Genomic DNA, 25,112 nt, shown 5'->3' on the forward strand with positions numbered 1-25,112 from the left:
ATGCGCCAATATTTCCGCGGGGTCGATGCACGACAAGGCCTGACGGCGAACATTACCAAATTGTCATCGGCCGGCGGAGACGGAAGCGGATCGGTGGCGTCGTCGGAAATTTCCTGTAGAAGAACCGCTAACCGGTCCGAGGCGGAATGAAACCAGAACGACTTGACTCGCCTTTCCGGTCCGAATCACTACATTGGGCGCCATGAGTAACGGTTACGACGACATTCCCTTCTTCGATGAGGAGCCGCCGCCGCGCAAGCCGGCAGGGCCGGCGACAGGCGGAATTGCCGCACGCGCCATGGCCGCCCGCGATCAGGCCCGCACCCCGGACTATCTGTCCGGCCTCAACCCCGAACAGCGCGAAGCCGTAGAAACGACCGAGGGCCCGGTGCTCGTTCTCGCCGGTGCCGGCACCGGCAAGACCCGCGTCCTGACGACCCGCATCGCCCATATTCTCGCCACCGGCCGCGCCTTTCCGTCGCAAATCCTCGCGGTGACCTTCACCAACAAGGCCGCCCGCGAGATGAAGGAGCGCATCGGCATGCTGGTCGGCGGCGCCGTCGAGGGCATGCCCTGGCTCGGTACCTTCCACTCGATCGGCGTGAAGATCCTTCGCCGCCACGCCGAGTTGGTGGGGCTCAGGTCTGATTTCACCATTCTCGACACGGACGACGTCATCCGCCTGATCAAGCAGCTGATCCAGGCCGAAGGGCTCGACGACAAGCGCTGGCCGGCTCGCCAGTTCGCCGCGATGATTGACAACTGGAAGAACAAGGGCCTCGATCCGGCGCAGATCCCGGAGGGTGATGCCCGCGCCTTCGCGAACGGCAAGGGACGGGAGCTCTATGCGGCGTACCAGAACCGGCTGAAGACGCTGAACGCCTGCGATTTCGGCGACCTGCTGCTGCACCCGATCCGCATGTTCAGGGCCAATCCGGACGTATTGCGCGACTATCACCAGCGCTTCAAATACATCCTCGTCGACGAGTACCAGGACACCAACACCGCCCAGTACATGTGGCTGAGATTGCTCGCGCAGCGGTCATCTCCCTCCTCTCCCCAGCGGGGAGAGGGTGGCGCGAAAGCGCCGGGTGAGGGGGCGGCACCCACGAACCTTGGCGGACAGTCCCCCTCATCCGGTCCTTCGGACCACCTTCTCCCCGCTGGGGAGAAGGGAAAACCCACCGTCAACATCTGCTGCGTCGGCGACGACGACCAGTCGATCTACGGCTGGCGCGGGGCAGAAGTGGACAACATCCTGCGCTTCGAGAAGGATTTTCCGGGCGCCAAGGTCATCAAGCTCGAGCGCAACTACCGTTCCACCGAGCACATTCTCGGCGCTGCCGGCCACCTGATCGCCCACAACGAGGGACGGCTCGGCAAAACGCTGTTCACCGACCGCACCGAACCGGACGACGAGAAGGTGATGGTTCACGCCGCCTGGGATTCCGAGGAGGAGGCCCGTGCCGTCGGCGAGGAGATCGAACGACTGCAGCGCGGCGATGCCGACGGCAAGAAACACGCCCTCAACGACATGGCGATCCTCGTGCGCGCCTCCTTCCAGATGCGCGAGTTCGAAGACCGCTTCGTGACCCTCGGCCTCAACTACCGCGTCGTCGGCGGCCCGCGCTTCTATGAGCGCCTCGAAATCCGCGATGCCATGGCCTATTTCCGCCTCGTCTGCCAGCCGGCCGACGACCTCGCCTTCGAGCGCATCGTCAACACGCCGAAGCGCGGGCTGGGCGACACGACGGTCCGGGCGCTGCACGACTATGCCCGCGCGCGCGACATCCCGATGCTCGCCGCCGCCGCTGAGATGGTCGAGACCGACGAGCTGAAGCCGAAGGCCCGCAAGGCGCTCTTCGACGTGATTCAATACTTCCGCCGCTGGTCGGAACGCCTTGAAACGACTCCGCATACCGAGCTCGCCGAACAGATCCTCGACGAGTCCGGCTATACCGACATGTGGAAGAACGACAAGTCGGCCGAAGCGCCGGGCCGGCTCGAAAACCTCAAGGAACTCGTCCGCTCGATGGAAGCGTTCGAGTCGATGCGCGGCTTCCTCGAACACGTCTCGCTGGTCATGGACGCCGAGCAGAACGAGGACATGGACGCCGTGTCGATCATGACGCTCCATTCCGCCAAGGGGCTCGAATTCGACACCGTCTTCCTGCCGGGCTGGGAGGAAGGCCTCTTCCCCCACCAGCGCGCGCTCGACGAGGGCGGCCGCTCGGGCCTCGAGGAAGAGCGTCGCCTTGCCTATGTCGGCATCACCCGCGCCAAGCGCCGCTGCCACATCTGGTTCGTTTCCAACCGCCGCATCCACGGCCTCTGGCAGTCGACCATGCCGTCGCGCTTCCTCGACGAACTGCCGCAGGGCCACGTCGAGGTCGCAGAAGCGGAGAGCTCCTACGGCGGCTACGGGCGCGGCGGCTACGGCCAGTCACGCTTCGATCGCGCCGATCCCTTCGCCAACTCCTATTCGACACCCGGATGGAAGCGCGCCCAGCAGAACAAGTCGGATGCCACCCGCGACAACTGGGGCACCCGCTCCGGCCATGCGGTGGAACGCATCGGCTACGGCGAGAGCGGCCCGCGCGGCAGGACGATCGAGGGCGAGCTGGTGGCCAAATCCACGAGCTCCGAACCGTCGAAGTTCAAGCTCGGCGACCGCGTCTTCCACGTGAAGTTCGGCAACGGCAACATCTCGGCGATCGAGGGCAACAAGCTCACCATCGATTTCGACCGGGCCGGCCAGAAACGCGTGCTGGACGGGTTCGTCGAGCGGGTGTGAGCCCCTCGCAACCCGCCGACGCACCCAGCCTCGCCACCGTCCGGCCGCTTGCCACTATTCCTTCGCATTCTCGTTGTCTGAAAGACGCTTCAATCGCGCGCGTCCCCGCCACCCGGGGCCGCGTCAGCCTCGACAAGGATCGACGAGAGATGATGCCGTCCGACCTCCACCAACCCGGCTGCACGCGAAAGTCCCCTGCCCGGTCCGCGCCCGATCGTCGGCACGGGCCTGTCATCGAATCATGCGAAACCCGCCAGACCTCCCGCAACGGATCCCGGCATGCTGCCCGACAGTGAAACGCATTCCGGCGCGAGCCGGCTCCTGTCCCGCTACCGCGGCTATCTGACGGCCGTCGCCGTCGTCGCCGTGTTCACGATGATGATCTTCGCGATCCACCGCCTGACCGCGGAGGTGCGCTATGACGACGTCCTCGCTGCACTCGAGGGTAGATCCTGGCGGTCGCTCCTCTGGGCGGCGTTTTTCACCGCGCTCAGTTACGGCGCGCTCGCCTTCTACGACGCCAACGCCATCGACTATATCGGACGCAAGCTGCCGCTGCCGTCGGTCGTGACGACCGCCTTTATTGCCTACGCCGTCGGCAATACCGCAGGTTTCGGCCCCTTGAGCGGTGGCGCGATCCGCTACCGCGCCTATTCGAAGCTGGGGCTCCAGCCGGGCGAAATCGCCCGTGTCATCGCCTTCGTGACGCTCTCCTTCGGCCTCGGGCTCGCCGCAGTCAGCGCGCTCGCACTGCTGGTCGTCGCGCCTCGGGTTGCCGACATCGTCGGCCTAAATGGTCCGGCACTCCGCTTCGGTGCCGTCGCCGTCGTCGTGATGCTGGCGGCCCTCGTCTTCCTCGGCAGAAACGGGCGCGAGATCAAGATCGCCGGCGTGACGCTTCGCCTGCCCGACACGCGCACGTCGTCCCGGCAGTTTCTCGTCACCGCCTTCGATCTCGCGGGCTCCGCATCGGCCCTTTACGTCCTGCTGCCGGAGACACATGTCGGCTGGCCCGCCTTCTTCGCGATCTACGCGACGGCCGTCGCGCTCGGCGTCCTCAGCCATGTTCCGGCCGGCCTCGGCGTCTTCGAGACGGTGATGATTGCCGGCCTCGGCAACGCCGTCAGCGCCGACCAGCTGCTCGGCAGCCTGGTGCTTTACCGCCTGGTCTACTACGTCCTGCCGCTACTGTTTGCGCTCGCGCTCGCCGTCGTCGGCGAGTTGCGGAGCTTCGCGAAACAGCCGCTCGCCGCCGAGATCGCCCAGATCGCCGTGCGGCTCGTGCCCGCGCTCCTCTCCACCTATGCGCTGATGCTCGGCGCCATGCTGATCTTCTCGAGCGTCACGCCGACGCCCGACGGCGACCTTGATTTCCTCGCCGGGCTCCTGCCCCTGCCGATCGTCGAGGCGGCACATTTCCTGTCGAGCATCCTCGGCCTCGTGCTCGTCGTCGCGTCGCGCGGCATCGCACAGCGTCTCGACGGCGCCTGGTGGGTCGGGCTCGCGGCGGCGGCCATTGCCTTCCTCTTCTCGCTGATGAAGGCGCTCGCCGTTTTCGAGGCGGTCGCGCTCGGCCTCTTCATCGCCGCAATGCTCGCCAGCGCCGGCAGTTTCACCCGCCACGCCTCGCTCTTCGGCCAGGCGCTCGGTCCCGCCTGGCTGACGGCAATGGCCGTCACCGTCGTCGGCGCCGCCGGCATCCTGCTCTTCGTCTACCGCGACACACAGTACAGCCACGAACTCTGGTGGCAGTTCGAGTTCTCCGAGGAAGCCCCGCGCGGCCTGCGGGCACTGCTCGGCCTTGCGATCGGTTCGGCGGCGGTGGCGGTGTTCAGCCTGTTGCGACCGGTCGCCCACCGACCAGGCGAGGCGCTTGAAGACGATCTCGCGCGTGCGGTGGCGATCGTGGACGACCAGGACGTGGCCGATGCGAACCTCGTGCGCATGGGCGACAAGAGGCTGCTCTTCTCGCAGAGCGGCAAGGCCTTCATCATGTACGGCATTCAGGGGCGATCCTGGATCGCGCTCGCCGACCCTGTCGGGGCGGAAGAGGATTTCCCCGATCTCGTCTGGCAGTTCGTCGACATGGCCCGCGCCTCGGGCGGTCGCGCTGTCTTCTACCAGATCACGCCCGCGCTGCTGCCCTCCTGCATCGATGCGGGTCTTCGCGCCTTCAAGCTCGGCGAACTCGCAACCGTCGATCTCGGACAATTCGATCTCGCCGGCAGCCGCCTTGCAGGGCTGCGTCAGTCCTATAACCGCGGCCAGCGCGATGGGCTCGTCTTCTCGATCGTCGAACCGCCGGACGTGCCGCCGATCCTAGATGAGCTGACAGCGATCTCGGATGCGTGGCTCGCCCACCACAATACCCGGGAAAAGTCGTTCTCGCTCGGCGCCTTCGATCCGGATTACGTGCTCTCGCAGCCGGTGGCGATCCTCACCAAGGGCGACAGGATCGTCGCCTTTGCCACCGTGATGACCACGGCCACGAAGGCGGAGGCGACGGTCGACCTGATGCGCTTTGCGCCCGACGCGCCGCGTGGCGCGATGGATTTTCTCTTCATCAGCCTGATGAAATACATGCGCGAGGCCAGCTTCACCCGCTTCAACCTCGGCATGGCGCCCCTCTCCGGCATGTCGCGGCGCGAAACGGCACCCGTCTGGGATCGCATCGGCGGTCTCGTCTTCGAGCACGGCGAACGCTTCTACAACTTCAAGGGCCTCAGGGCCTTCAAGTCAAAATTCCATCCGCAATGGGAGCCGCGCTACCTTGCCGTCACCAACGGCACCGGCGCGGCGCTGGCTCTCATGGACATCACCTTCCTGATCAGCGGCGGCATGAAAGGCGTGGTCGCGAAATGAAATCTCTCGGACTTTCCGGCCTTGGGCTCGCCGCAGGCCTTCTCGTCTCCCCCGGCATCGCCGCCGCCCGGGCGCCTGCAGCCTACCAGCCCGGCATGATCCCGGCCGACCATATCCTGCTACCGGAGGGCGAGGTGCGCGCCGATATCTTCCTGATCTCGGATGCGGGCGGCTGGGGTGACAACGAGGAGCAGCAGGCGCAGGCGCTCGTCGACAAGGGCGCGATCGTGGTCGGCATCGACTTCCCCGCCTACCTCAAGGCGCTGCGCGCCGATGGCGGCGACTGCGTCTACATGATCTCCGATGTCGAGTCGCTCGCCCATCAGGTCCAGCGGGCGGCAGGAACGAGCGTCTTCAATCCGCCGATCGTCGCCGGGATCGGCGAAGGTGCCGCGCTCGCGCTCGCGATGATCGCCCAGAGCCCGCTTGCAACCATCGGCGAGGCGATCGCCGTCGATCCGGTGGCCGGCATCCCGCTGGACAAGGAACTCTGCACGCCCGCCGCGAAGCAAAAAATCGGCGACCGCATGGTCTATGGCCTGACCGACGGCCCGCTTCCGGCTCCGGTGACGGTTCTCTTCTCACCCAAGGCCGACAGGGCCGGACGCGACCACGTCGCCTCGCTGGTCAAGGATCACAATGACATCGAGGTTCGTGACGTCGAGGACACCGCCGGCGACGCCCTCGCCCAGGCACTCGGCGACCGCGTCGACGCCGGCGGCAATGCCGACGACCCGCTCGGGCTTCCGCTCACACTCCTCGACACGACGCCCGCCATGGACACGATGGCGATCATCTATTCGGGCGATGGCGGCTGGCGGGACCTCGACAGGCAGGTTGGTGCAGTGCTGCAGGAAAAGGGCGTCCCCGTCGTCGGTGTCGACTCGCTCCACTATTTCTGGTCGCAGCGCACCCCCAAGGAGACCGCCGAGGATCTCGCGCGGATCATCGACACCTATCGCCGCAAGTGGAAGGTCCACCACGTGCTGCTCGCCGGCTATTCCTTCGGCGCCGACGTGCTGCCGGCGGCCTACAACCTCCTGCCGCCGGACGACAGGGCGCGGGTCGCCCAGATCACCCTGATGGCGCTGTCGCATCAGGTCGACTACGAGATTTCGGTCGAGGGCTGGCTGGGCGTTTCCGGCGCCGGTGCCGGCGATCCGGTCGATGACATCACCAAGATCGACCCGAAGCGCGTTCAGTGCATCTACGGCACCGACGAAGAGGACGATCCGTGCCCGACGTTGAAGACGCGCGGCGTCGAGAGCATCGGCATCACCGGCGGGCACCATTTCGACGAGGACTACGAAGCGCTTGCCGACCGCATCCTCGCATCATTGAAGACGCGGCTTGGCGAATAGAGCGTACTCGACCTGCGCTTCGAGGTCGGCCGGTGCTCAGCTGTCGGCGCGACCCTGGCGACGGTCGTCGCAATGCAGCCACTGGAGTTCCTGCTGCACCATGTCCTGGAAGTCGAGGATCTGACGGCGCATCTCCGGCTCCGGGCAGCCCTGCTCCAGAAGCTTGGCCCCGAGCCCGCGGCAGGTGGTGCGCCAATAGGTGACGGCAGCCTCCCCGTTCCTCTCGTCGAGTTCGCGGGCACACCGGCGAATGAGGGCGCGACGCCCCCTGAGCGGGAAAAAAGCGACCTTCGGCGTTGCTGCCGGATACTCGGTCTTGATTACGGTCATCCATACCATCCTGACGTGATGCTTCCTGTCTAGGACGGTCATGGTTAACGTTCGGTTGCCTCACCTTGAAAATGGATCGTTTTCGGTCGCTTCACGCCCCGAGCTCGTCGAGATAGGCGTCGCTGTCGTCGACCTGGAATTCGACCCACATCGGCAGATGGTCGCTCATCTGGTAGGTGCGCCATTCGCGAAAACTGCGCCCGGGCTTCTCCTGCCGGTCGGCGGCATAGTCGGCCTCCTGGTCCTCGCGATAGACGCAGTCGTAGAAATCGAAGACGCCGGCCCTGCCGGTCGGCCGCATGCTGCGCAGCTCGTTGTAATAGGCGATCTGGTCGTAATGCTTGTCCTTGGTGACATTCGAGCCGGGAATGGTCTGCAGCGCGTCTGGAACGCGGAAGCCGGCGGCGGTCAGGGCCTCCATCGTCACGTCCTTGCGGTTGAAGATATTGAAATCGCCAAGCAGCAGCAGGTTGTCGCGTTTCGGCTTGTCCTCCGGACCGTAGACGTTGGCGCCGGAAAAATCGCCGGCATTGCTCGCGATCGTCTTGCCGAGCGCGGTGATCTCGGCGAGACGCCGCGCATCGACCGGCGTTCCCTCTCCGTAATAGATGTGCACCGTCACGAGGGTGAAATAGGCCCAGCCCGCCCGAAAGCCGGCGACATAGGGAGAGCGGGCGAACTGCACCTGGCGGCCGGCCGCAGGGATCGCCTCCTCGAGCACCAGTTCGGCGGCAAGCCCGGTGAAATCGACCTTGCGGCGGTCGTAGAAGAAGGCCATGCGCTCGGAATTGCCGGACCGGCCGAGCGTCACGTCGGTGACGAGGAAATCCCACCAGCTCCCGAGCATGCGCTTCAGTTGCTGCAGCGGGAACAGGCTTTTCCGGACCTCCTGGATCGCGACGATGTCGAAGCGGTTTATGACCTCGGCGATGTAGTGATAGGGCTCGACATCGCGGAAGCGGTACTTGCCGGAGTCGAATTCGCGGAGGTTCCACGAGGCGAGCAGCAGCGTGTCCGAGGCCGATTTAGGCGGGATCGCCGCGCCCTCGGCATTGATCCCTGCCCGGAGCGCCTTGAGGCCGCGGGCAATCCGCTTGCGTTTGTCGACGTCGGTGATCCGCTTGAGGTCGGCATAGTTCGGCATGACTTCCCCCTGTCCGCCCGAAACGCCGGGACAGCAGGGATCATACACGCATGACGCGAACTTTCCAACCAGCATCGCGCTGACGCCGGCCGGAAATGGGGACAGCTCGCGACTACTGTTTGGGCAGGGCGTAGGCGATCACATAGTCGCCCGGCTTGGTGCCGACCGAACCGTGCCCTCCCGCGACGATCACCACATACTGCCTGCCATCCGCGAGAGCATAGCTCATCGGCGTCGCCTGTCCGCCGGCGGGCAGGCGCGCTTCCCAAAGCTGCTCGCCGGTCGTCAGATCGTAGGCGCGGAGGTAATCGTCCACGGCCGCCGCGAGGAAGGCGACGCCGCCCTTGGTGATCATCGGACCGCCGATCCCCGGCACGCCAACCTTGAAGGGAAGCGGCAGCGGCGTCATGTCGTAGACGGTGCCGTTGCGGTGCATGTAGGCCGTCTTGCCGGTCCTGAGGTCGACACCGGCGACATAGCCCCAGGGCGGCGCCTGGCAGGGAATGCCGAGCGGCGAAAGGAACGGGCCCATATAGACGCCGTAGGGCGCCCCCTCGTTGCGGTTGAGCCCCTGCTCGCTCGCCTTCTCGTCCTCTCCCTTCGGCGCGATCTGGTCGCGCGGCACGAGCCGCGAGGTGAAGGCAAGATAGGTCGGCATGCCGAACATCACCTGTCTTGCCGGATCGACTGCGACCGAGCCCCAGTTGAAGACGCCGAAATTGCCGGGATAGACGATTGTGCCCTCGAGCGACGGCGGCGTGTACTGCCCCTCGTAGCGGAGCTGGTGGAACTTGATGCGGCAGACCATCTGGTCGATGAGGGTGATCCCCCACATGTCGCGCTCCCTGAGGCGCGGCGGCCGGAGCGTCAGATCGGAGATCGGCTGGGTCGGCGCGGCGAAGTCGCCCTCGATCGCGCCGCCCGGCGCCGGGATCTCCCGCACCGGAATGACGGGCTCGCCCGTGCGCCGGTCGAGAACGTAGATGTCCCCCTGCTTCGTCGGCCCGACCAGTGCCGGCACGGCGGTTCCGTCTTTGCCGGTCAGGTCGACGAGCACCGGCTGTGCCGGAACGTCCATGTCCCAGAGATCGTGACGCACGGTCTGCCGGACCCAGCGGTCGCGGCCGGTATCGACATCGAGCGCGACGATCGAGGAGGAGTATTTCTCGACGTTGTCGCTGCGGTTCATGCCGAGTTGGTCGGGAACTTGGTTGCCGAGCGGCACATAGACGAGGCCGAGCTGCTCGTCGACGGAGAAGACGGACCAGCTGTTCGGCGAGTTGGCGGTGTAGGTGCGGCCGGGCGGCAGCGGTGCGGTCTCTCCCGGATTGCCGCTGTCCCAGTTCCAGACCAGCGCGCCGGTCGCGACGTCAAAGGCGCGGATGACGCCGGATTGTTCCCTGGTGGAGTAGTTGTCGTTGACCGCGCCGCCGATGATGATCTTGCCCCGCGCGATGACAGGCGGCGAGGTCGAATAGTAGTAGCCGGCGGGGTTGTAGGGCATGCCGGTTTCGAGATGCAGCACGCCCTGGTCGGCGAACGAGGTACAGACCGATCCGGTGGCGGCATCGAGCGCGATCAGCCGCGCATCCGAGGTCGGAAGATAGACGCGCGCGGCACACGGACCGCCCGCCGGTGCGGCCGGGTCTGCATAATAGGTCACCCCACGGCAGGTCTGGTGCTGCCGGTCGGGATTGAGTCCGACATTCGGATCGTATTTCCACTTCTCCTTGCCGGTCGCGGCATCGAGCGCGATCGCCCAGTTGTGCGGGGTGCAGAGGTAGACTGTGTTCCCCACCTTCAGAGGCGTCACCTGGTAGGTCGTCTCCCCGACGTCGTCGGGCAACTTGACGTCGCCGGTCCGGTATTCCCAGGCGACCTTCAGCGAGGAGACGTTCTGCGGCGTGATCTGCTCGAGCGGCGAATAGCGTTGGCCGAAGGGTGTGCGGCCGTACTGGTGCCACTCGTCGTTGGGCACATTGCCGCCGTACCTGGGCTGCGCGACCACGGCCTCCGTCGGCAGCGATCCTGAAACGTCCGCCGGGTCGGTGGTCATCGAAAAGCCGGCAACGATGAGCGCGATGACGATGGGGATCGCGACCGGGATGGCGCTCGCCGGCCGCGGCTCGTCCGCATAGGGATCGCCGAGCCGCCGCCTGACGCCCGGCAGGAGCAGGACGAGGCCGAGAACGATGATCAGACCGCCGCGGGCGGCAAGCTGCCACCACTCGAACCCCACCTCGAAGATCGCCCAACCGAGGCTGACGATGATGAAAAGTCCGTAGAGCCAAAGCGCAAGCGCACGGCGCATCGCGATGAGCACCGCAGTAAGGGTCAGCACGATACCCGCGACGAGATAGAACGGACTGCCGCCGAGCATGAGTAGCTGCATCCCTCCGGCGAGCAGGACGAGCCCCAGCACACCGAAGATGATTATCGAAATGATTCTGGTCATATGAGATCCCCTGCGATCGGAATACGGGGTCGGGCCCTCGGGCCGGGGCTGCCTCGGGCTCAACTGGAGGCTTCCGGAAAAGTTCCGTCGAAGACGCGTGCCTTCTTGAGTCATCGTTCACGAAATGCGGAGGTTTTCCGGTGAAGGTCTGTGGACGCGCACGCCCGTTGGGGCTTATCAGGGATTGATGCCTGTCAAATGGCGACTGTCCCATCCGGGCTACATTGATGCTGTCGAACTGCAATTTGGAGAAGCCGCCCATGAACGACCATCCCGTCCTGCGTTTTCACGGTGCCGCAGGAACCGTCACCGGATCGTGCTTCCGGCTCGAAGTCGGCAAGCGGCAGATCCTCGTCGACTGCGGGCTCTTCCAGGGATCAAAGACCGAGAAGGAGCTCAATTACCGGGATTTTCCTTTCGACCCGTCGGCCATCGACGCGGTGATCCTCACCCACGCCCACATCGACCATTCGGGCCTGCTGCCGAAGCTCTCCCGCATGGGGTATCAGGGGCCGATATACGCGACCCGCGGGACGATCGATCTCTGCTCGGTCATGCTGCCGGATTCCGCTCATATCCAGGAGAGCGAAGTCGAATTCCTCAACCGCCGCAATCTCCGCCGCGGCCGCGATCCGGTGACGCCGATCTACGACGCCCGCGATGCGGCGATCGCCGTCACACTGCTGCGCCCGGTGGAGCTCGAGGCGTGGCAGCAGGCGACCGACGGCGTGCGGTTCCGCTTCTGGAATGCCGGCCACCTCCTTGGCTCCACCTCGGTGGAAATGGAGGTCGAAACGCCGGAAAAGACACTGCGCATTCTCTTCTCCGGTGACATCGGCCCGAGTCACAAGCTCCTGCAGCACGATCCCGAGGCTCCGTCCGGCTGGGACTACGTGATCTGCGAAGGCACCTACGGCGACACCGACCGAGAGGAGGCGAACGACACCACCCGCCGGGAGGCCCTGCGGGCCGAGGTCGCCGACGCCTACCACCCGAACGGCGCTCTCCTCATTCCCTCCTTCGCGGTCGAGCGCACGCAGGAACTGCTCGCCGATCTCGTCTTCCTGATGCGGTCGGAAAAGATCCCGACCTGCCCCGTCATCATCGATTCGCCGCTTGCCACCCGGGCGAGCGAGATCTTCCTCCGCCACGCCCGGGAACTGGACAACGGCCATCTGCTCGCCGATGCGCTGCATGCCCGCAACGTGCGGTTCACGGAAACGGTCGAGCAGTCGAAGGCGCTCGACCTGATGCGCGGCTTCCACATCGTCATCGCCGCGAGCGGCATGTGCGAGGCGGGCCGCATCCGTCACCGGCTGAAGAACTGGCTCTGGCGCGACGAGGCAACGGTGCTGCTCGTTGGCTTCCAGGCCACCGGCACACTCGGCAGGATACTCGAGGAAGGCGCCTCCATCGTGCGCATCCAGGGCGACGAAATCAATGTCCGTGCCCGTATCCGTCGCCTCGACATCTACAGCGGTCATGCCGACGGACCGGAGCTCGCCGCGTGGCTGAGGACGCGCCAGCCGATCCGCGCCGGCCTTTTCCTCGTCCACGGCGAGGAGGACGGCATCGCCGGCCTGCGCAAGCGCGCCTCTTCCTTCCTTGCCGAGGAGAAGATCAACGTGCCGCACCTCGACGGCGCCTTCGAACTCAGGCCGGAGCATGCCGTAGATATCTCGGAGAAGCTGCCGCAACCGCGCATCGACCTTGAGCGCGTCGGTCATCGCGACTGGCACAACGACTACCAGTCCCTCGTCCTCGACCTGCAGCAGGAGCTGGCGAAAGCCGCCGACGACAAGGCCCGTGGGGTCATCCTGCGCAAGCTGCGCCGCGCGCTTGCGGAGTAGCGGGAGCGACTGGTGGTTTCGGTCGAGCAGACAGATGTCGCGATCGTCGGCGGCGGGCCGGCGGGCCTTGCGGCGGCGGAGCGGCTGTCGCACGACGGCTATGCGGTAACCGTCTACGACGCGATGCCGACGGTCGCGCGCAAGTTCCTGCTTGCCGGCAAGTCGGGCCTCAACATCACCCATTCCGAGCCGTTCGAGCGCTTTGCCGAACGGTTCGGCAGCGCTTCGCCACGGCTTCGCGGCGCCCTCGACGCTTTCACCCCGCAGGCGGTTCGTGAATGGGCCCAAGGGCTCGGGACCGAAACCTTCGTCGGCTCGTCGGGTCGCGTCTTCCCGAAGGTGATGAAGGCCTCGCCGCTCCTGCGCGCTTGGCTGCGGCGGCTCGACGCGCAAGGTGTCGTGATCCGCACCCGCCATCGCTGGACAGGCTTTGCGGGTGGCGACCTCCTCTTCGAAACGCCGGAGGGCGAGAAGCGCGTCGCCAGCAAGGCGACACTCCTCGCCCTCGGCGGTGCGAGCTGGCCGAGACTGGGATCGGACGCCGCCTGGATCGGAACGCTTCGGCAAAAGGGCGTCGACATCGCCCCCTTCCGGCCGGCCAATTGCGGCTTTGATGTCGCCTGGAGCGAACCGTTCCGAGAGCGCTTCGCCGGCGAGCCGGTGAAAGCGGTCAGCGCCTCTTCGCCTGACGGCACACTCCCCGGCGAGTTCGTGATCAGCCGCCACGGCATCGAGGGAAGCCTAGTCTACGCCCACGCCGCGAGCCTCCGTGACGCACTGGAACGGGAGGGCCAAGCCGCCCTCCTTCTCGACCTCGCACCCGGTCGCCCGCTCGATCGGCTCGTCCGCGACCTTGCAAAACAGGACCCGAAGGCAAGCCTCTCGACCCGATTGCGCAAGGGGGCCGGGCTTGAGGGCGTCAAGGCCGCGCTCGTCCGGGAGTGTGTCCCGGAAGCCGGCAGGGCGACGGCGGAAGCGCTCGCCGCGACTATCAAGCGGCTGCCGATCCCGCTTCTTCAGCCTCGTCCGATCGCGGAAGCCATATCCTCCGCCGGCGGCATCCGCTGGGACGCCATCGACGGGCACTACATGCTGAAGGCGCTGCCCGGCATCTTCGTCGCCGGCGAGATGGTCGACTGGGAGGCGCCGACGGGCGGCTATCTGCTGACCGCCTGCCTTGCCACAGGAAAGGCCGCCGCCGAAGGCATGGAATCGTGGCTGCGCGGCCAGGCAAGTCACGGTTGAGCGTCAGACACGCCTTCCACCTCAGCGTTCGCCCGGTTTTCGACGAGAGCTGACGCTTGACTTGTGCATGAGCGCGATTGACAACCGACCGCTTTAGTCAGAACACTTTAGCCGTCTGGACGGACAGCGTAGAGGGGGCATGTCGATGCGCAAGTCTATCGGTTTCTTCGTTTTTGCCTTCAGCCTCTTGAGTTCGGCATATGCGGCCAGCTCAGCCGAGCAGACGCGCTCGGTCGTCATCACCAGGGACGGCGACTATTTCGGGTTCGATCTCAGGACCGAGCAGAACGTCTCCCTCGACCAGTGCCAGGAGAGCTGCATCGCCGACCAGTCCTGTCGCGCCTTCACCTACAACCCGAAGGTGAAGTGGTGCTTCCTGAAATCCGACTTCAGCCGTCTCGACACCTTCCCCGGCGCCATCGCCGGCAAGATCGTCGTCACCGCCGCCGAGCCGGACATCGGCGCACCGTCCCGCCTCCCCTTCGTCTCCGACCAGCTGCGCCAGGATGCGCAGGCGATGCGCGCCAATCTCGCGATCACCGAGGAGCAGGAGCAGCTCGGGCAGGCCGGCCTCCTAATGCTCGCCAACAACGAACTCTCCGCCGGCAACTACGATTCGGCGCTTGCCGTCTTCAAGGCGGCACTGTCCCTCACGCCGGATGACGCCAGCCTGTGGACGGAGACCGCCCGCTCGCTCAATACCGTCACCGGCCGGACCGACATCGCCGCGGAAGCCGCCGCGATGGCGCTGAACGGCTACCAGCTCACCCGCACCGCGCAGGCGCGTGCCGACGTCCTCGCCGTGCTCGCCAAGTCCTTAGAAAACAGCGAGAACTACCGCGCCGCGCTCAGTGCGTACAAGGCAAGCCTCGCACTGGTGACGGCAAAGACCGTCCAGACCGCCTATAACGAGCTGCGCGAAACCAAGGGCTTCCGCGTCGTCGAGCATACGATCGATACCGATAGCGCGACCCCGCATGCGTGCGTCCAGTTCTCCGATCCGCTCGTCAAGCGCGGCGTCGACTATGCGCCCTTCGTCCTCCTCGACGGCGCTCCGGCCAAAGCGGTCGAGGCCAAGGACAACCAGATCTGCGTCGAGGGCCTGCAGCATGGCCAGCGCTACACGCTCGCGCTGCGCGCCGGCCTGCCCTCTTCCGTCGACGAGCCGCTGCTCTCGCAGGTCGACCTGTCGATCTACGTCCGCGACCGCTCGCCGACCGTCCGCTTCACTGGCGACAGCTTCGTCCTGCCGTCCACGGCCCGGCGCGGCATTCCGATCGTTTCGGTCAACACCGACAGCGCCGACCTGAAACTCTACCGCATCGGCGAACGCAACATCGCCCCGATGCTCGCGCAGTCGAAATTCCTGACCCAGCTCGACGGCTATGATGCGAGCCGCATCGAGGACGAATCCGGCGAACTCGTCTGGCAGGGCAAGATCGAGATCACCAGCGAGCTCAACAAGGACGTCGTAACGAGCTTCCCCGTCGACGAGGCCTTGCCGAAGCGCCAGCCGGGCATCTACGTGCTGACGGCGGCGGCCGCCGGCAGCCGCGTCGAGGACTGGAACCAGCGCGCCACGCAGTGGTTCCTCGTCTCCGACATCGGGCTGCAGACCTTTGCCGGCACGGACGGACTGAACGTCTTCGCCCGGTCGCTCGCGAGCGCCAAGCCGCTTTCCGGGGTCGAACTGCAACTGCTGGCGACCAACAACGAGGTCCTCGGCACGGCGGTGACAGACGCCGACGGCCACGCGCGCTTCGACGCCGGGCTGATCCGCGGCGGAGCAGCACTCGCGCCCGCCGCAATCACCGCGAAGAAGGGCGAGGACGACTACGTCTTCCTCGACATGAAGCGGGCAGGCTTCGACCTCTCCGACCGCGGAGTGACGGGTCGTCCGGCGCCGGGTGCGATCGATATCCTGCCCTGGACGGAACGCGGCATCTACCGGCCCGGCGAGACGGTCCACGCCGCAGCGCTCGCCCGCGACACCGGCGCAAATGCCATCACCGACCTGCCGCTCACCTTCGTCTTCACGCGGCCGGACGGCGTCGAATACCGCCGCATGGTCGAGACGGATTCGAAGCTCGGTGGCTACGCCGTCGACCTGCCCCTGCTCGCAAGCGCGATGCGCGGCACCTGGACCATGCAGATCTACACCGATCCCAAGAAGGCGGCGATCGGCCAGAAACAGTTCCTCGTCGACGATTTCGTGCCCGACCGCACCGAATTCGACCTGACGAGCGAGGCGAAGGACATCGCCATCGGCACGCCGGTGACCGTCGACGTCGACGGCCGCTACCTCTACGGGGCGCCGGCAGCAGGCCTTATGCTCGAAGGTGAGGTCAACCTGAAGCGCAGCCGCACCAGCGCTGCCTTCGAGAACTACCAGTTCGGCCTCGTGGACGAGGAGACGGATGAAGAGACCCGCCTGACGCTCGAAGACCTGCCGGTCCTCGACGAGCAAGGCAAGGCGAGCTTCGAAGTGTCGCTGGACGAGGTTCCCTCGACGACGCAGATGCTGAACGCCGATGTCGTCGTGCGCATGCAGGAAGGCGGCGGTCGCGCCGTCGAACGGACGCTGACCCTGCCGGTCCGCCCCGAAGGGCCGATGATCGGCATCAAGCCGGAGTTCTCCGGCGACCTCGCCGAGAACACGCAAGCCCGATTCCACGTGATCGCGATCGATGCCGACGGCAAGAAGCAGCCGCTCCAGGGTGCCAAATGGCGGCTCGTGAATCTCGAGCGCAATTACCAATGGTATCGCGACGGCAGTTCCTGGACCTATGAGCCGATCATCACCACGAAGCAGATTGCCGACGGCACCGTCGACATCACCGCTGACGGCGCCGCGATCTCGGTGCCCGTCGCCTGGGGACGCTATCGCCTCGAAGTCGAGTCCGCCGTGGCGGACGGACCCGCGAGCAGCGTCGAGTTCGAGGCCGGCTGGTACGTCGAGGCAAGCTCGACCGAGACCCCGGACGCGCTGGAAATCGGGCTCGACAAGGAAAACTACGCGATCGGCGAGACCGCCAAGCTCAAGGTGTCGCCGCGCTTTGCCGGCGAACTGCTGGTGACCGTCGGCACCGACAACCTGATCACCACGCAGACGGCGACCATTCCTGCCGAGGGCGGCGAGGTCGACCTGCCGGTCACCGACAAGTGGGGCGCCGGCGCCTATGTCACGGCAACCCTCTTCCGCCCCGGCGAGGCGCTGGAGAGCCGCATGCCGATGCGGGCGATCGGCGTTACCTGGCTAGCCGTCGATCCGGGCGCCAACAAGCTCGAAGTCAGCCTCGCGCCGCCCGAAAAGACCCTGCCGCGCCAGCCGCTCACCATTCCCGTTCAGGTGAAGGGTGCCGGCATCGGCGAGGAGGCCTATGTCACGGTCGCCGCGGTCGACGTCGGCATCCTGAACCTCACGCGCTATGAGGCGCCCGATCCGGAGGACTGGTATTTCGGCCAGCGCCGCCTCGGCCTTGAAATCCGCGACCTCTACGGACGACTGATCGACGGCTCGCTCGGCGCCATGGGACGGCTTCGCACCGGTGGCGACGGCGGTCAGATGCCGCTGCAGGGCAAGCCGCCGACGGAAAAACTGGTCGCCTTCTTCTCCGGACCGTTGAAGCTCGACAACGAAGGCAAGGCGGAAGTCAGCTTCGACATCCCGCAGTTCAACGGCACGGCCCGCGTCATGGCGGTCGCCTGGAGCAAGACCGGCGTCGGACATGCCAGCACCGATGTCGTCATCCGCGATCCGGTCGTCGTCACCGCCAGCATGCCGCGGTTCCTGAGCCCCGGCGACGAAAGCCGGTTAAGGCTCGAGATCGCCGCGACCGACGCACCTTCGGGCGACTACCAGCTGCAGGTCACGACGAACACGGCGCTCGCGGTCGACGCCTCGGCCGCCAGCCAGACGGTAAGCCTGACCCAGGGCGGCAAGACCGCGATCAACCTGCCGCTCACTGGAACCGAAGCCGGGACCGGGCGGATCGACATCGCGCTCACCGGGGCCGGTCTTTCCATCGACCAGACGCTCGAAATCCCGGTCCGTCCAGCCGCGCTGCCGGTTGCCGAGCGCCGCACGCTGACGATCGCCGCCGGCAAGAGCCTGATCGTCGACGGCGAACTGCTTGCCGACAGCATCCTGCAGGATGCCTCGGTCAGCCTGAACGTCATGCGCGCGGAAGGCTTCGACATCCCTGCCCTGCTGATGAGCCTCGACCGCTACCCCTACGGCTGTGCCGAACAGACCACCAGCCGCGCCCTGCCGCTCCTCTATTTCAACGAGCTGTCGGCCGTCTCCGGCCTGCCGCAGCAGGAGGAGATCACCAAACGCGTGCAGGATGCGATCTACCGCGTCCTCGCCTACCAGTCGTCGAGCGGCAGCTTCGGCCTCTGGTCGCCGGGCTACGGCGACCTCTGGCTCGATTCCTATGTCACCGAGTTCCTGACCCGTGCCCGCGAGCAGAATTTCGAGGTGCCGGACCAGGCGATGATCCAGGCCCTCGACAATCTGCAGAACCAGACGGGCTACGACATCGACGTCAAGGACCGCGGCGACGAGCTCGCCTACGCGCTCTACGTGCTTGCGCGCAACAAGCGGGCGGCGATCAGCGACCTGCGCTACTATGCCGACACCCGGCTCGGCGAGTTCCCGACACCGCTTTCAAAGGCCCATCTCGCCGCGGCGCTTGCGCTCTATGGCGATGGCCAGCGCTCCAAGGCGATCTTCACCGAGGCCGCCGGCATGACGGAAAAGGCCGTCCTGACCAAGGTCAGCTTCAACTACTCCGACTATTACGGCAGCACGCTGCGCGACGGCGCGGCGATCCTCGCCCTCGCCGCCGAAAGCCGGCCGGTGCCGCCGATCCTGTCGGGGCTCAGCAAGACCGTCTCCCGCGAGCTTTCGACGAAGCGCTACACCAGCACCCAGGAGCAGACATGGACGCTGCTCGCCGCCCGCGCGCTGCAGAAGGGTGACGATGCGCTCAAGGTCGACGTCAACGGCGCGAGCCACACCGGCGGCTACATGGCGACCATTCCCGGGGACCAACTGCTCGCCCAACCCGTCGTGCTCACCAACCGCAGCAGCGCGCCGATCACCGCAGCGGTAACAACGGTCGCGGCACCGAAGGAAGCGCCCCCGGCCGGCGGCGAGGGCTTCACCATCGAGCGCACCTACTACACGCTCGACGGCGAGGAGGCGAACGTCACCGAAGCGCAGCAGAACGAACGCTACGTCGTCGTGCTGTCGGTCACCGAAGCAGACAGCTGGCCCTCGCAGATCCTCATCACCGACCTGCTGCCGGCAGGCTTCGAGATCGACAATCCGAGCCTCGTCGACAGTGCCCAGCTCGAAAACTTCGACTGGATCGGCGAGACCGAGGCGGCGCATCTCGAATTCCGCAACGACCGCTTCGTTGCGGCGATCGACCGGCCTGCCGACAATGACGAGGAAATCACCCTCGCCTATGTCGTGCGCGCCGTGACACCGGGCACCTACGCCCATCCGGCGGCGCAGGTCGAGGACATGTACCGGCCGGAATACTCCGCGCGGACCGCGACCGGCCGCATGGAGGTCAAGGCGGCACCCTGATGCCCGGCTGGAAGAAAATCGGGGCGGCTGCCGGCCTCGCCATCCTCGTGGCGGCGGCCGGGGTCGGCGGGCTCGATGCGCTCGACAAGGCGTATCCGCCGCCGAATGCGGCGGACGACGCCGTGTCGACGGAACTCCTCGATGCGGACGGCCAGTTGCTCCGGGCTTTCGCCACGCCCGAGGGACGCTGGCGGCTGAAGACGACGAGCGCCGACGTCGATCGGCGCTTCGTCGAAATGCTGCTCGCCTACGAAGACCGCCGCTACTACGACCATCCGGGCGTCGACGTCATCGCCCTCGCGCGCGCTGCTTTGCAGTTCGCCTCGAACGGCCGCATCGTCTCCGGCGGCTCGACGCTGTCGATGCAGGTCGCCCGCCTCATGGAACCGCGCCGCGAGCGCTCCTTTTCGGCAAAGTTCCTGCAGATCCTGCGCGCGCTGCAGATAGAACGCCGGCTCTCGAAACAGCAGATCCTCGATCTCTATCTCACCCACGCCCCTTACGGCGGAAACCTCGAAGGCCTGCGCGCCGCGAGCCTCGCCTATTTCGGCAAGGAGCCGAAGCGGCTGACGGTCGCCGAAGCAGCCCTGCTGGTGGCCCTGCCGCAGCTTCCCGAACTGCGCCGCCCCGACCGCAACCCGGAAGCCGCACGCGCCGCCCGGCAGCGCGTTCTCGAACGCATGCAGGCCAACGGTATGATGGAGGCGCGCGAGGTCTCCAGCGCCGGCATTGCACCGGTGCCGAAGGAGCGGCTAGCGCTGCCCGCACTCGCCGCCCATCTCGCAGAAGCCGCGCGGCGCACCGATCCGCAGGCCCGCATCCATCGCTCAACGCTCCGGAAATCCGTGCAGACCGAGCTCGAAGCCGTCGCCCGGCAGGCGGCCGTCGACCTGCCGGCGCGGACCTCGCTCGCCATGCTGATGGCCGACGCCACGACCGGCGAAATCGTCGCCGAGGTGGGCTCCGCCGACTATTTCGATGCCGCCCGCTATGGCTGGATCGACATGACGCGGGCGGAGCGCTCGCCCGGTTCGACCCTAAAACCCTTCATCTACGGGCTCGCCTTCGAGCAGGGCCTGATCGCGCAGGAAACGATCATCGAGGACCGCCCGGCCGATTTCTTCGGCTATCGGCCGCGCAATTTCGACATGACCTACCAGGGCGACGTCAGCATCCGCCAGGCACTGCAGCTGTCGCTCAACGTCCCCGCCGTGCGCCTGCTCGACGCCGTCGGCGCGGCCGAACTGCTGTCGCGCCTGCGCCGCACGGGTGTGCGGCTCGCGCTGCCGACCGGCGAAGCGCCGGGCCTTGCGATCGCCCTCGGCGGCGCTGGCGTGACCCTGAAGGACCTCGTGCAGGCCTATGCGGCGCTTGCCAATCGCGGGTCGCCGATCCGCCTCGGCGACGGTGTACGGGAGACCGCCGAGCCGATCGACGGCGCGTCGCTGATGGAGCCCGTCGCCGCCTGGAACGTCACGGACATCCTGCGCGGCGTCCTGCCGCCGCTCGGCAGCCGGCCGCTCGGCATCGCCTACAAGACCGGCACCAGCTACGGTTACCGCGACGCCTGGTCTGTCGGCTATGACGGGCGCTACGTGCTCGGCGTCTGGGTCGGACGCCCGGACAACGCCGCCGTTCCCGGCATCACCGGCTACGGTTCGGCCGCACCGATCCTCTTCCAGGCCTTCTCCAAGTCCGGCGTCGGCGGCACACCGCTGCCCTCCCCGCCGCCCGGCGCCGAACGGATCGCGCAGGCCGATCTGCCGCCGGCGCTCCGACGCTATTCGATGGGTGCCAACGGCCTGCTCGCGACATCCGCGCGGGAGAAGGCGCCACGCATCGTCTACCCGCCGGAAGGCGCCCATGTCGAGCTCGGCACCGGCCCCGACGGCAAACCGCTCCCCCTCGTCGTCAAACTGCAGGCCGGCCGCGCGCCCTTCCGTTGGCTCGCGAACGGCGTCCCGCTGGGCGACCGCTCGCGCAGGCGCACGGCGGAATGGACGCCGGAAGGCGTCGGCTTCTCGACGCTGACGGTCATCGACGCCACCGGACGGGCAGCGAGCGTCGGCGTATTCCTCCACTGAAGACGGCCGTTCGCCGCGGTTGTAACGGAATGGCGCACGATCTCCTCATCGAGGCCACCTCGAGCTCCTGCTCATTGGGAGGAGATGGCGCCATCCCGTTAACCTGCTTCAACGTTTGCGGTTAACAACCGCTCTTTCCAGCTGCAGCACTCCCCGTTTGCCGCTATCTTGAGTGGCCGACCAGACAGTCCTCAACACGGAATACGGGAGGCGGCGGATGAGACTTGCACGGCTCACAATCGGGGTCCTTCTGGTCGGACTTGCGCTGTTCGTGATCATCGGAGAACATTTGGCCGGTGCCAGCGCGGACGCGGTCATCAATGCCAGGCTGACCACGGCCAGGGCGCCGATTGCCGGTCTCCTGACCTTCGACGCGCCGGTCCTCGGCGCAAGGGTGCGCGCCGGCCAGACGCTCGGCTTCATCGACGACGATCTCGCCAACAGTTCCCGCCTCTCCGACCTCGCCGACGAAAGGGCGAGGGCCGAGGCCGAGCGCGCGCGGCTCGAAGGCGCACTCGGCTCGGTTCGCGAGGCGATCGCCAAGCTGCAAGAGCGCGCCAACGTCTATCAACGCGAACGGCAGGAACAGATGAAGGCGGAACTTGCCGCGTCGAAGGCCGCCGAGCAGGCGTGGCAGGCGCAGATCCATCTCTACCAACACATGCTGGACCGGGCGAGCAAGCTCACGACGACCGGGGCAGAACGAATGAGCGAGCTCGAACAGGCCGAATCCCGCCTGCAGGTCGCCGAGCGCGAGCTCGAAAGGACGCAGGCGGAAACCGCCGCCGCACAGGTCGGCCTCAACGCCGGAGGGCGCGGTGTCTTCCTCGGCGACGGCTACAACGACGCACCCTATTCCGAGCAGCGGATCAGTGAACTGCGCTGGCAGGAATCGGAACTAACGACCGCCCTCGCCGCACAGATCGCCATCCTTGCGGCACAGCGCGAGCGCCTGGATGCCGAGCGCCTGCGCTTTACCCGGACCTCCCACGCCAACCTCTCAGCCAATGTCAACGGCATCCTCTGGACGCTGATGACGACCGGTGGCGAGCGGGTAGAACAGGGACAGGATCTCTTCCAGCTGGTCGATTGCGATTCCACCATCGTAACCTTGAGCGTGACGGAGAGCACCTACAACACCCTGACGCACGGGCAGCGGGCGCAGTTTCGCCCGACCGGGGAAACACGCGTCTTCGATGCGACGATCATCCGCCTCGCAGGCCCGGGCGCGGAAGGTGTCTACCGAAATCTCGCGGTCGCCGCGAGCCCGCAGCATCTCGAGCGGTTCGACGTTACGCTTGCTGTCCCCGGTCTGTTGAACGACAACGAACTGCGCTGCGCCATCGGCAGAACGGGCCGGGCCTTCTTCGAGGCACGACCGCTCGACTGGCTGCGGCAGCTCTGGCAATAGTCGATGCTCGAACTCCATCCGACCGAGCAGCAATCGGCTTACGCGGTGGTGGCGGTGATTTTCGGCCTCGCCCTCGTCACGCCTTTCGTGTTGCGTCGGGAGGCCGTCGCCCACCGTGTTCTGATCTTCGCCGTCGCCATCGTCCTCTCGGCCCGCTACATCGTGTGGCGTGCAACCGAGACGCTCGCCCCCTTCGGGGCGACCTGGGACTGCGTAGTCACCTGGAGCTTCTTCCTGATCGAGGCCGCCGCCCTCGTCTCCTCCCTCAGCGCCTTCGTCATCCTGATGCGTCGGAAGAACCGCTCGCCGGAAGCAACAGCGGCTCGTAACTGGTGGCGCCCCGCCCCTCCTCCCAAGGTCGTTGTGCTGATCGCGACCTACAACGAGGAGAAGGAGGTGCTCGCCCGGACGATCGCCGGCGCCAAGGCGCTCGACCACCCGTACACCGCAGTCTATGTCCTGGACGACGGCCGGCGCGACTGGCTGGCGGACTATTGCCACGAACAGGCGGTGAGCTATCTCCGCCGTCCGGACAACAAGGGCTCGAAGGCCGGTAATCTCAATCATGCGATCGCGTGGCTCACCGAGCGTGGCGAGGTTCCCGACTTCGTCGCGGTCCTCGACGCGGACTTCGTACCGCACCGCAACTTCCTCACGCGGGCGCTCGCCCTGTTTCATCGCCACAACGTCGGGCTCGTCCAGACACCGCAGCACTTCTTCAATCCGGACCCGATCCAGCACAATCTCGGACTGAGCCGCTCCTATCCCGACGAGCAGCGCTTCTTCTTCGATCACCTGCAGCCGAGCCGCGACGGCTGGGACATCGCCTTCTGCTGCGGCACCTCCTCCGTCGTCCGCTGGACGGCACTCGTCGATGTCGGCGGTTTCCCGACCGAGAGCGTAACGGAGGATTTCCTGATGACGCTGGTACTGGAGGCCAAGGGCTGGCACACCGCCTACCTCAACGAGGCGCTGACGGAAGGCCTCGCGCCGGAGGGCCTCAAGGAATACGTCACGCAGCGGGCCCGCTGGTGCCTCGGCCTGATGCAGATCGTCCGCAGTGACTACGGCCCGTTCTCGTTGCGCAAGCCTCTGCGCCTGCGCGACCGCTGGAGCGTCCTCGACAGCCTGCTCTACTGGGTGACGACCTACCCCTTCCGTCTCGCCGCCTTCGTCTATCCCCTGCTCTACTGGTATTTCGGCACGATCGCCGTCTATGCCTCGGTGCCGCAAATCCTCTCGCATTTCGGCGCCTATTACGTCTGGACGCTCTTTGCCCTGAACTTCATCTCGCGCGGCCTCGTCATCCCGATCGTCAATGACGTCAGCCAGTTGCTCGGCGCGATCCCGATCATCCGCGCGACCTGGACCGGCCTCATCCGGCCTAGGAACCGCAGTTTCAAGGTGACGGCGAAGGGCGGAGATCGCAGCCAATTCGTCGTGCAGTGGCGCATGATGGCGCCGTTCCTCACTCTCGCGGCGCTGACGCTCCTCGGCCTCGTCGTCGGCCTCCTCTCCGACCGCTTTGTCTTCAGCGACGCCGGAGAAGGCAAATCCATCGTGCTCTTCTGGAGCCTCTACAACCTGATGACGCTTGCCGTGACAATGATGGTCTGCGTGGAAATGCCCCGCGTCGAGAGCCATTTTGACGACCGTCCGCAGCGGGTGCTGATGCGTCTCGACGACGGGCTGCACCGCGTCTGGCTAACCGACCTCACCCAGCAATCGGCTCGCGTGCGCGGCGTGGTTCTGGCGGAGGGTTCGCCTGTCGAAATCGCCGTAAGGGATGTCGGGGATGTCTCGGGCTACGTCATCGAGACGACGTCCGACGGTGGCCTGATCTCGCTCGACCCCACAGACAGGCAATACGAGGCGTTGCTACGCCGGCTCTATGCCGAGGGCTCGGCGCCGGGTGTCACGCGGACAAGGATCGGCGCGATCCTGCACGATCTCGTCTTCGGTTCTCACGTCCGCTAG

12 protein-coding genes are annotated in these 25,112 nt (G+C 66.3%); 9 read left to right on the forward strand and 3 right to left on the reverse strand.

The features are described 5' to 3' along the window. Positions 1-202: 202 nt before the first annotated feature. From ACM6UT_RS09000 to ACM6UT_RS09010, 3 genes are all read left to right on the forward strand, one after another. Positions 203-2,794, forward strand: coding sequence for an ATP-dependent helicase (locus ACM6UT_RS09000; RefSeq protein WP_416797089.1), 2,592 nt, complete (start codon positions 203-205; stop codon positions 2,792-2,794). A gap of 279 nt (positions 2,795-3,073) precedes the next feature. Then, entirely contained in the window at positions 3,074-5,656 is a 2,583-nt protein-coding gene (mprF, locus tag ACM6UT_RS09005) for a bifunctional lysylphosphatidylglycerol flippase/synthetase MprF (RefSeq protein WP_416797004.1), read from the forward strand. Beyond that, positions 5,653-7,017 carry a virulence factor family protein gene (locus tag ACM6UT_RS09010; protein WP_416797005.1) on the forward strand — a complete coding sequence of 455 codons (1,365 nt, stop codon included), beginning with the start codon at positions 5,653-5,655 and terminating at the stop codon, positions 7,015-7,017. The genes mprF and ACM6UT_RS09010 overlap by 4 nt, the downstream gene beginning before the upstream one ends. A gap of 36 nt (positions 7,018-7,053) precedes the next feature. Here the strand turns inward: ACM6UT_RS09010 and ACM6UT_RS09015 are convergent, their stop codons facing one another. From ACM6UT_RS09015 to ACM6UT_RS09025, 3 genes are all read right to left on the reverse strand, one after another. Beyond that, positions 7,054-7,347, reverse strand: coding sequence for a DUF6074 family protein (locus ACM6UT_RS09015; protein ID WP_416797006.1), 294 nt, complete (start codon positions 7,345-7,347; stop codon positions 7,054-7,056). A gap of 91 nt (positions 7,348-7,438) precedes the next feature. Beyond that, complete coding sequence (locus ACM6UT_RS09020; protein WP_416797007.1) at positions 7,439-8,491, reverse strand: endonuclease/exonuclease/phosphatase family protein; 1,053 nt, start codon at positions 8,489-8,491, stop codon at positions 7,439-7,441. Positions 8,492-8,603: 112 nt separating this feature from the next. Further along, positions 8,604-10,946 carry a glucose/quinate/shikimate family membrane-bound PQQ-dependent dehydrogenase gene (locus tag ACM6UT_RS09025; RefSeq protein ID WP_416797008.1) on the reverse strand — a complete coding sequence of 781 codons (2,343 nt, stop codon included), beginning with the start codon at positions 10,944-10,946 and terminating at the stop codon, positions 8,604-8,606. Positions 10,947-11,206: 260 nt separating this feature from the next. Between ACM6UT_RS09025 and ACM6UT_RS09030 the strand changes: the two genes are divergently transcribed. From ACM6UT_RS09030 to ACM6UT_RS09055, 6 genes are all read left to right on the forward strand, one after another. Continuing rightward, positions 11,207-12,796 carry an MBL fold metallo-hydrolase gene (locus ACM6UT_RS09030; protein WP_416797009.1) on the forward strand — a complete coding sequence of 530 codons (1,590 nt, stop codon included), beginning with the start codon at positions 11,207-11,209 and terminating at the stop codon, positions 12,794-12,796. A gap of 12 nt (positions 12,797-12,808) precedes the next feature. After that, positions 12,809-14,041, forward strand: a complete 1,233-nt coding sequence (locus ACM6UT_RS09035; protein WP_416797010.1) for a TIGR03862 family flavoprotein — start codon at positions 12,809-12,811, stop codon at positions 14,039-14,041. 145 nt (positions 14,042-14,186) lie between these two features. Further along, positions 14,187-19,640, forward strand: a complete 5,454-nt coding sequence (locus tag ACM6UT_RS09040; RefSeq protein ID WP_416797011.1) for an alpha-2-macroglobulin family protein — start codon at positions 14,187-14,189, stop codon at positions 19,638-19,640. After that, entirely contained in the window at positions 19,640-21,724 is a 2,085-nt protein-coding gene (pbpC, locus tag ACM6UT_RS09045; protein WP_416797012.1) for a penicillin-binding protein 1C, read from the forward strand. The genes ACM6UT_RS09040 and pbpC overlap by 1 nt, the downstream gene beginning before the upstream one ends. A gap of 217 nt (positions 21,725-21,941) precedes the next feature. Next, the gene (locus ACM6UT_RS09050; protein ID WP_416797013.1) at positions 21,942-23,135 is read left to right on the forward strand and encodes an HlyD family secretion protein; all 1,194 of its coding nucleotides are present in this window, start codon (positions 21,942-21,944) and stop codon (positions 23,133-23,135) included. Positions 23,136-23,138: 3 nt separating this feature from the next. Continuing rightward, on the forward strand, positions 23,139-25,112 hold the full coding sequence (locus ACM6UT_RS09055) for a glycosyltransferase family 2 protein (protein WP_416797014.1): 1,974 nt from the start codon (positions 23,139-23,141) through the stop codon (positions 25,110-25,112).

The organism is Ciceribacter azotifigens (assembly GCF_048159625.1).
Lineage (GTDB): Bacteria > Pseudomonadota > Alphaproteobacteria > Rhizobiales > Rhizobiaceae > Allorhizobium > Allorhizobium azotifigens.

Coding starts and splice junctions, on each gene's coding strand:
- ACM6UT_RS09000 (WP_416797089.1), top strand. CDS start 203: ATGAGTAACGGTTACGACGACATTCCCTTCTTCGATGAGGAGCCGCCG.
- mprF (WP_416797004.1), top strand. CDS start 3,074: ATGCTGCCCGACAGTGAAACGCATTCCGGCGCGAGCCGGCTCCTGTCC.
- ACM6UT_RS09010 (WP_416797005.1), top strand. CDS start 5,653: ATGAAATCTCTCGGACTTTCCGGCCTTGGGCTCGCCGCAGGCCTTCTC.
- ACM6UT_RS09015 (WP_416797006.1), bottom strand. CDS start 7,347: ATGACCGTAATCAAGACCGAGTATCCGGCAGCAACGCCGAAGGTCGCT.
- ACM6UT_RS09020 (WP_416797007.1), bottom strand. CDS start 8,491: ATGCCGAACTATGCCGACCTCAAGCGGATCACCGACGTCGACAAACGC.
- ACM6UT_RS09025 (WP_416797008.1), bottom strand. CDS start 10,946: ATGACCAGAATCATTTCGATAATCATCTTCGGTGTGCTGGGGCTCGTC.
- ACM6UT_RS09030 (WP_416797009.1), top strand. CDS start 11,207: ATGAACGACCATCCCGTCCTGCGTTTTCACGGTGCCGCAGGAACCGTC.
- ACM6UT_RS09040 (WP_416797011.1), top strand. CDS start 14,187: ATGCGCAAGTCTATCGGTTTCTTCGTTTTTGCCTTCAGCCTCTTGAGT.
- pbpC (WP_416797012.1), top strand. CDS start 19,640: ATGCCCGGCTGGAAGAAAATCGGGGCGGCTGCCGGCCTCGCCATCCTC.
- ACM6UT_RS09050 (WP_416797013.1), top strand. CDS start 21,942: ATGAGACTTGCACGGCTCACAATCGGGGTCCTTCTGGTCGGACTTGCG.
- ACM6UT_RS09055 (WP_416797014.1), top strand. CDS start 23,139: ATGCTCGAACTCCATCCGACCGAGCAGCAATCGGCTTACGCGGTGGTG.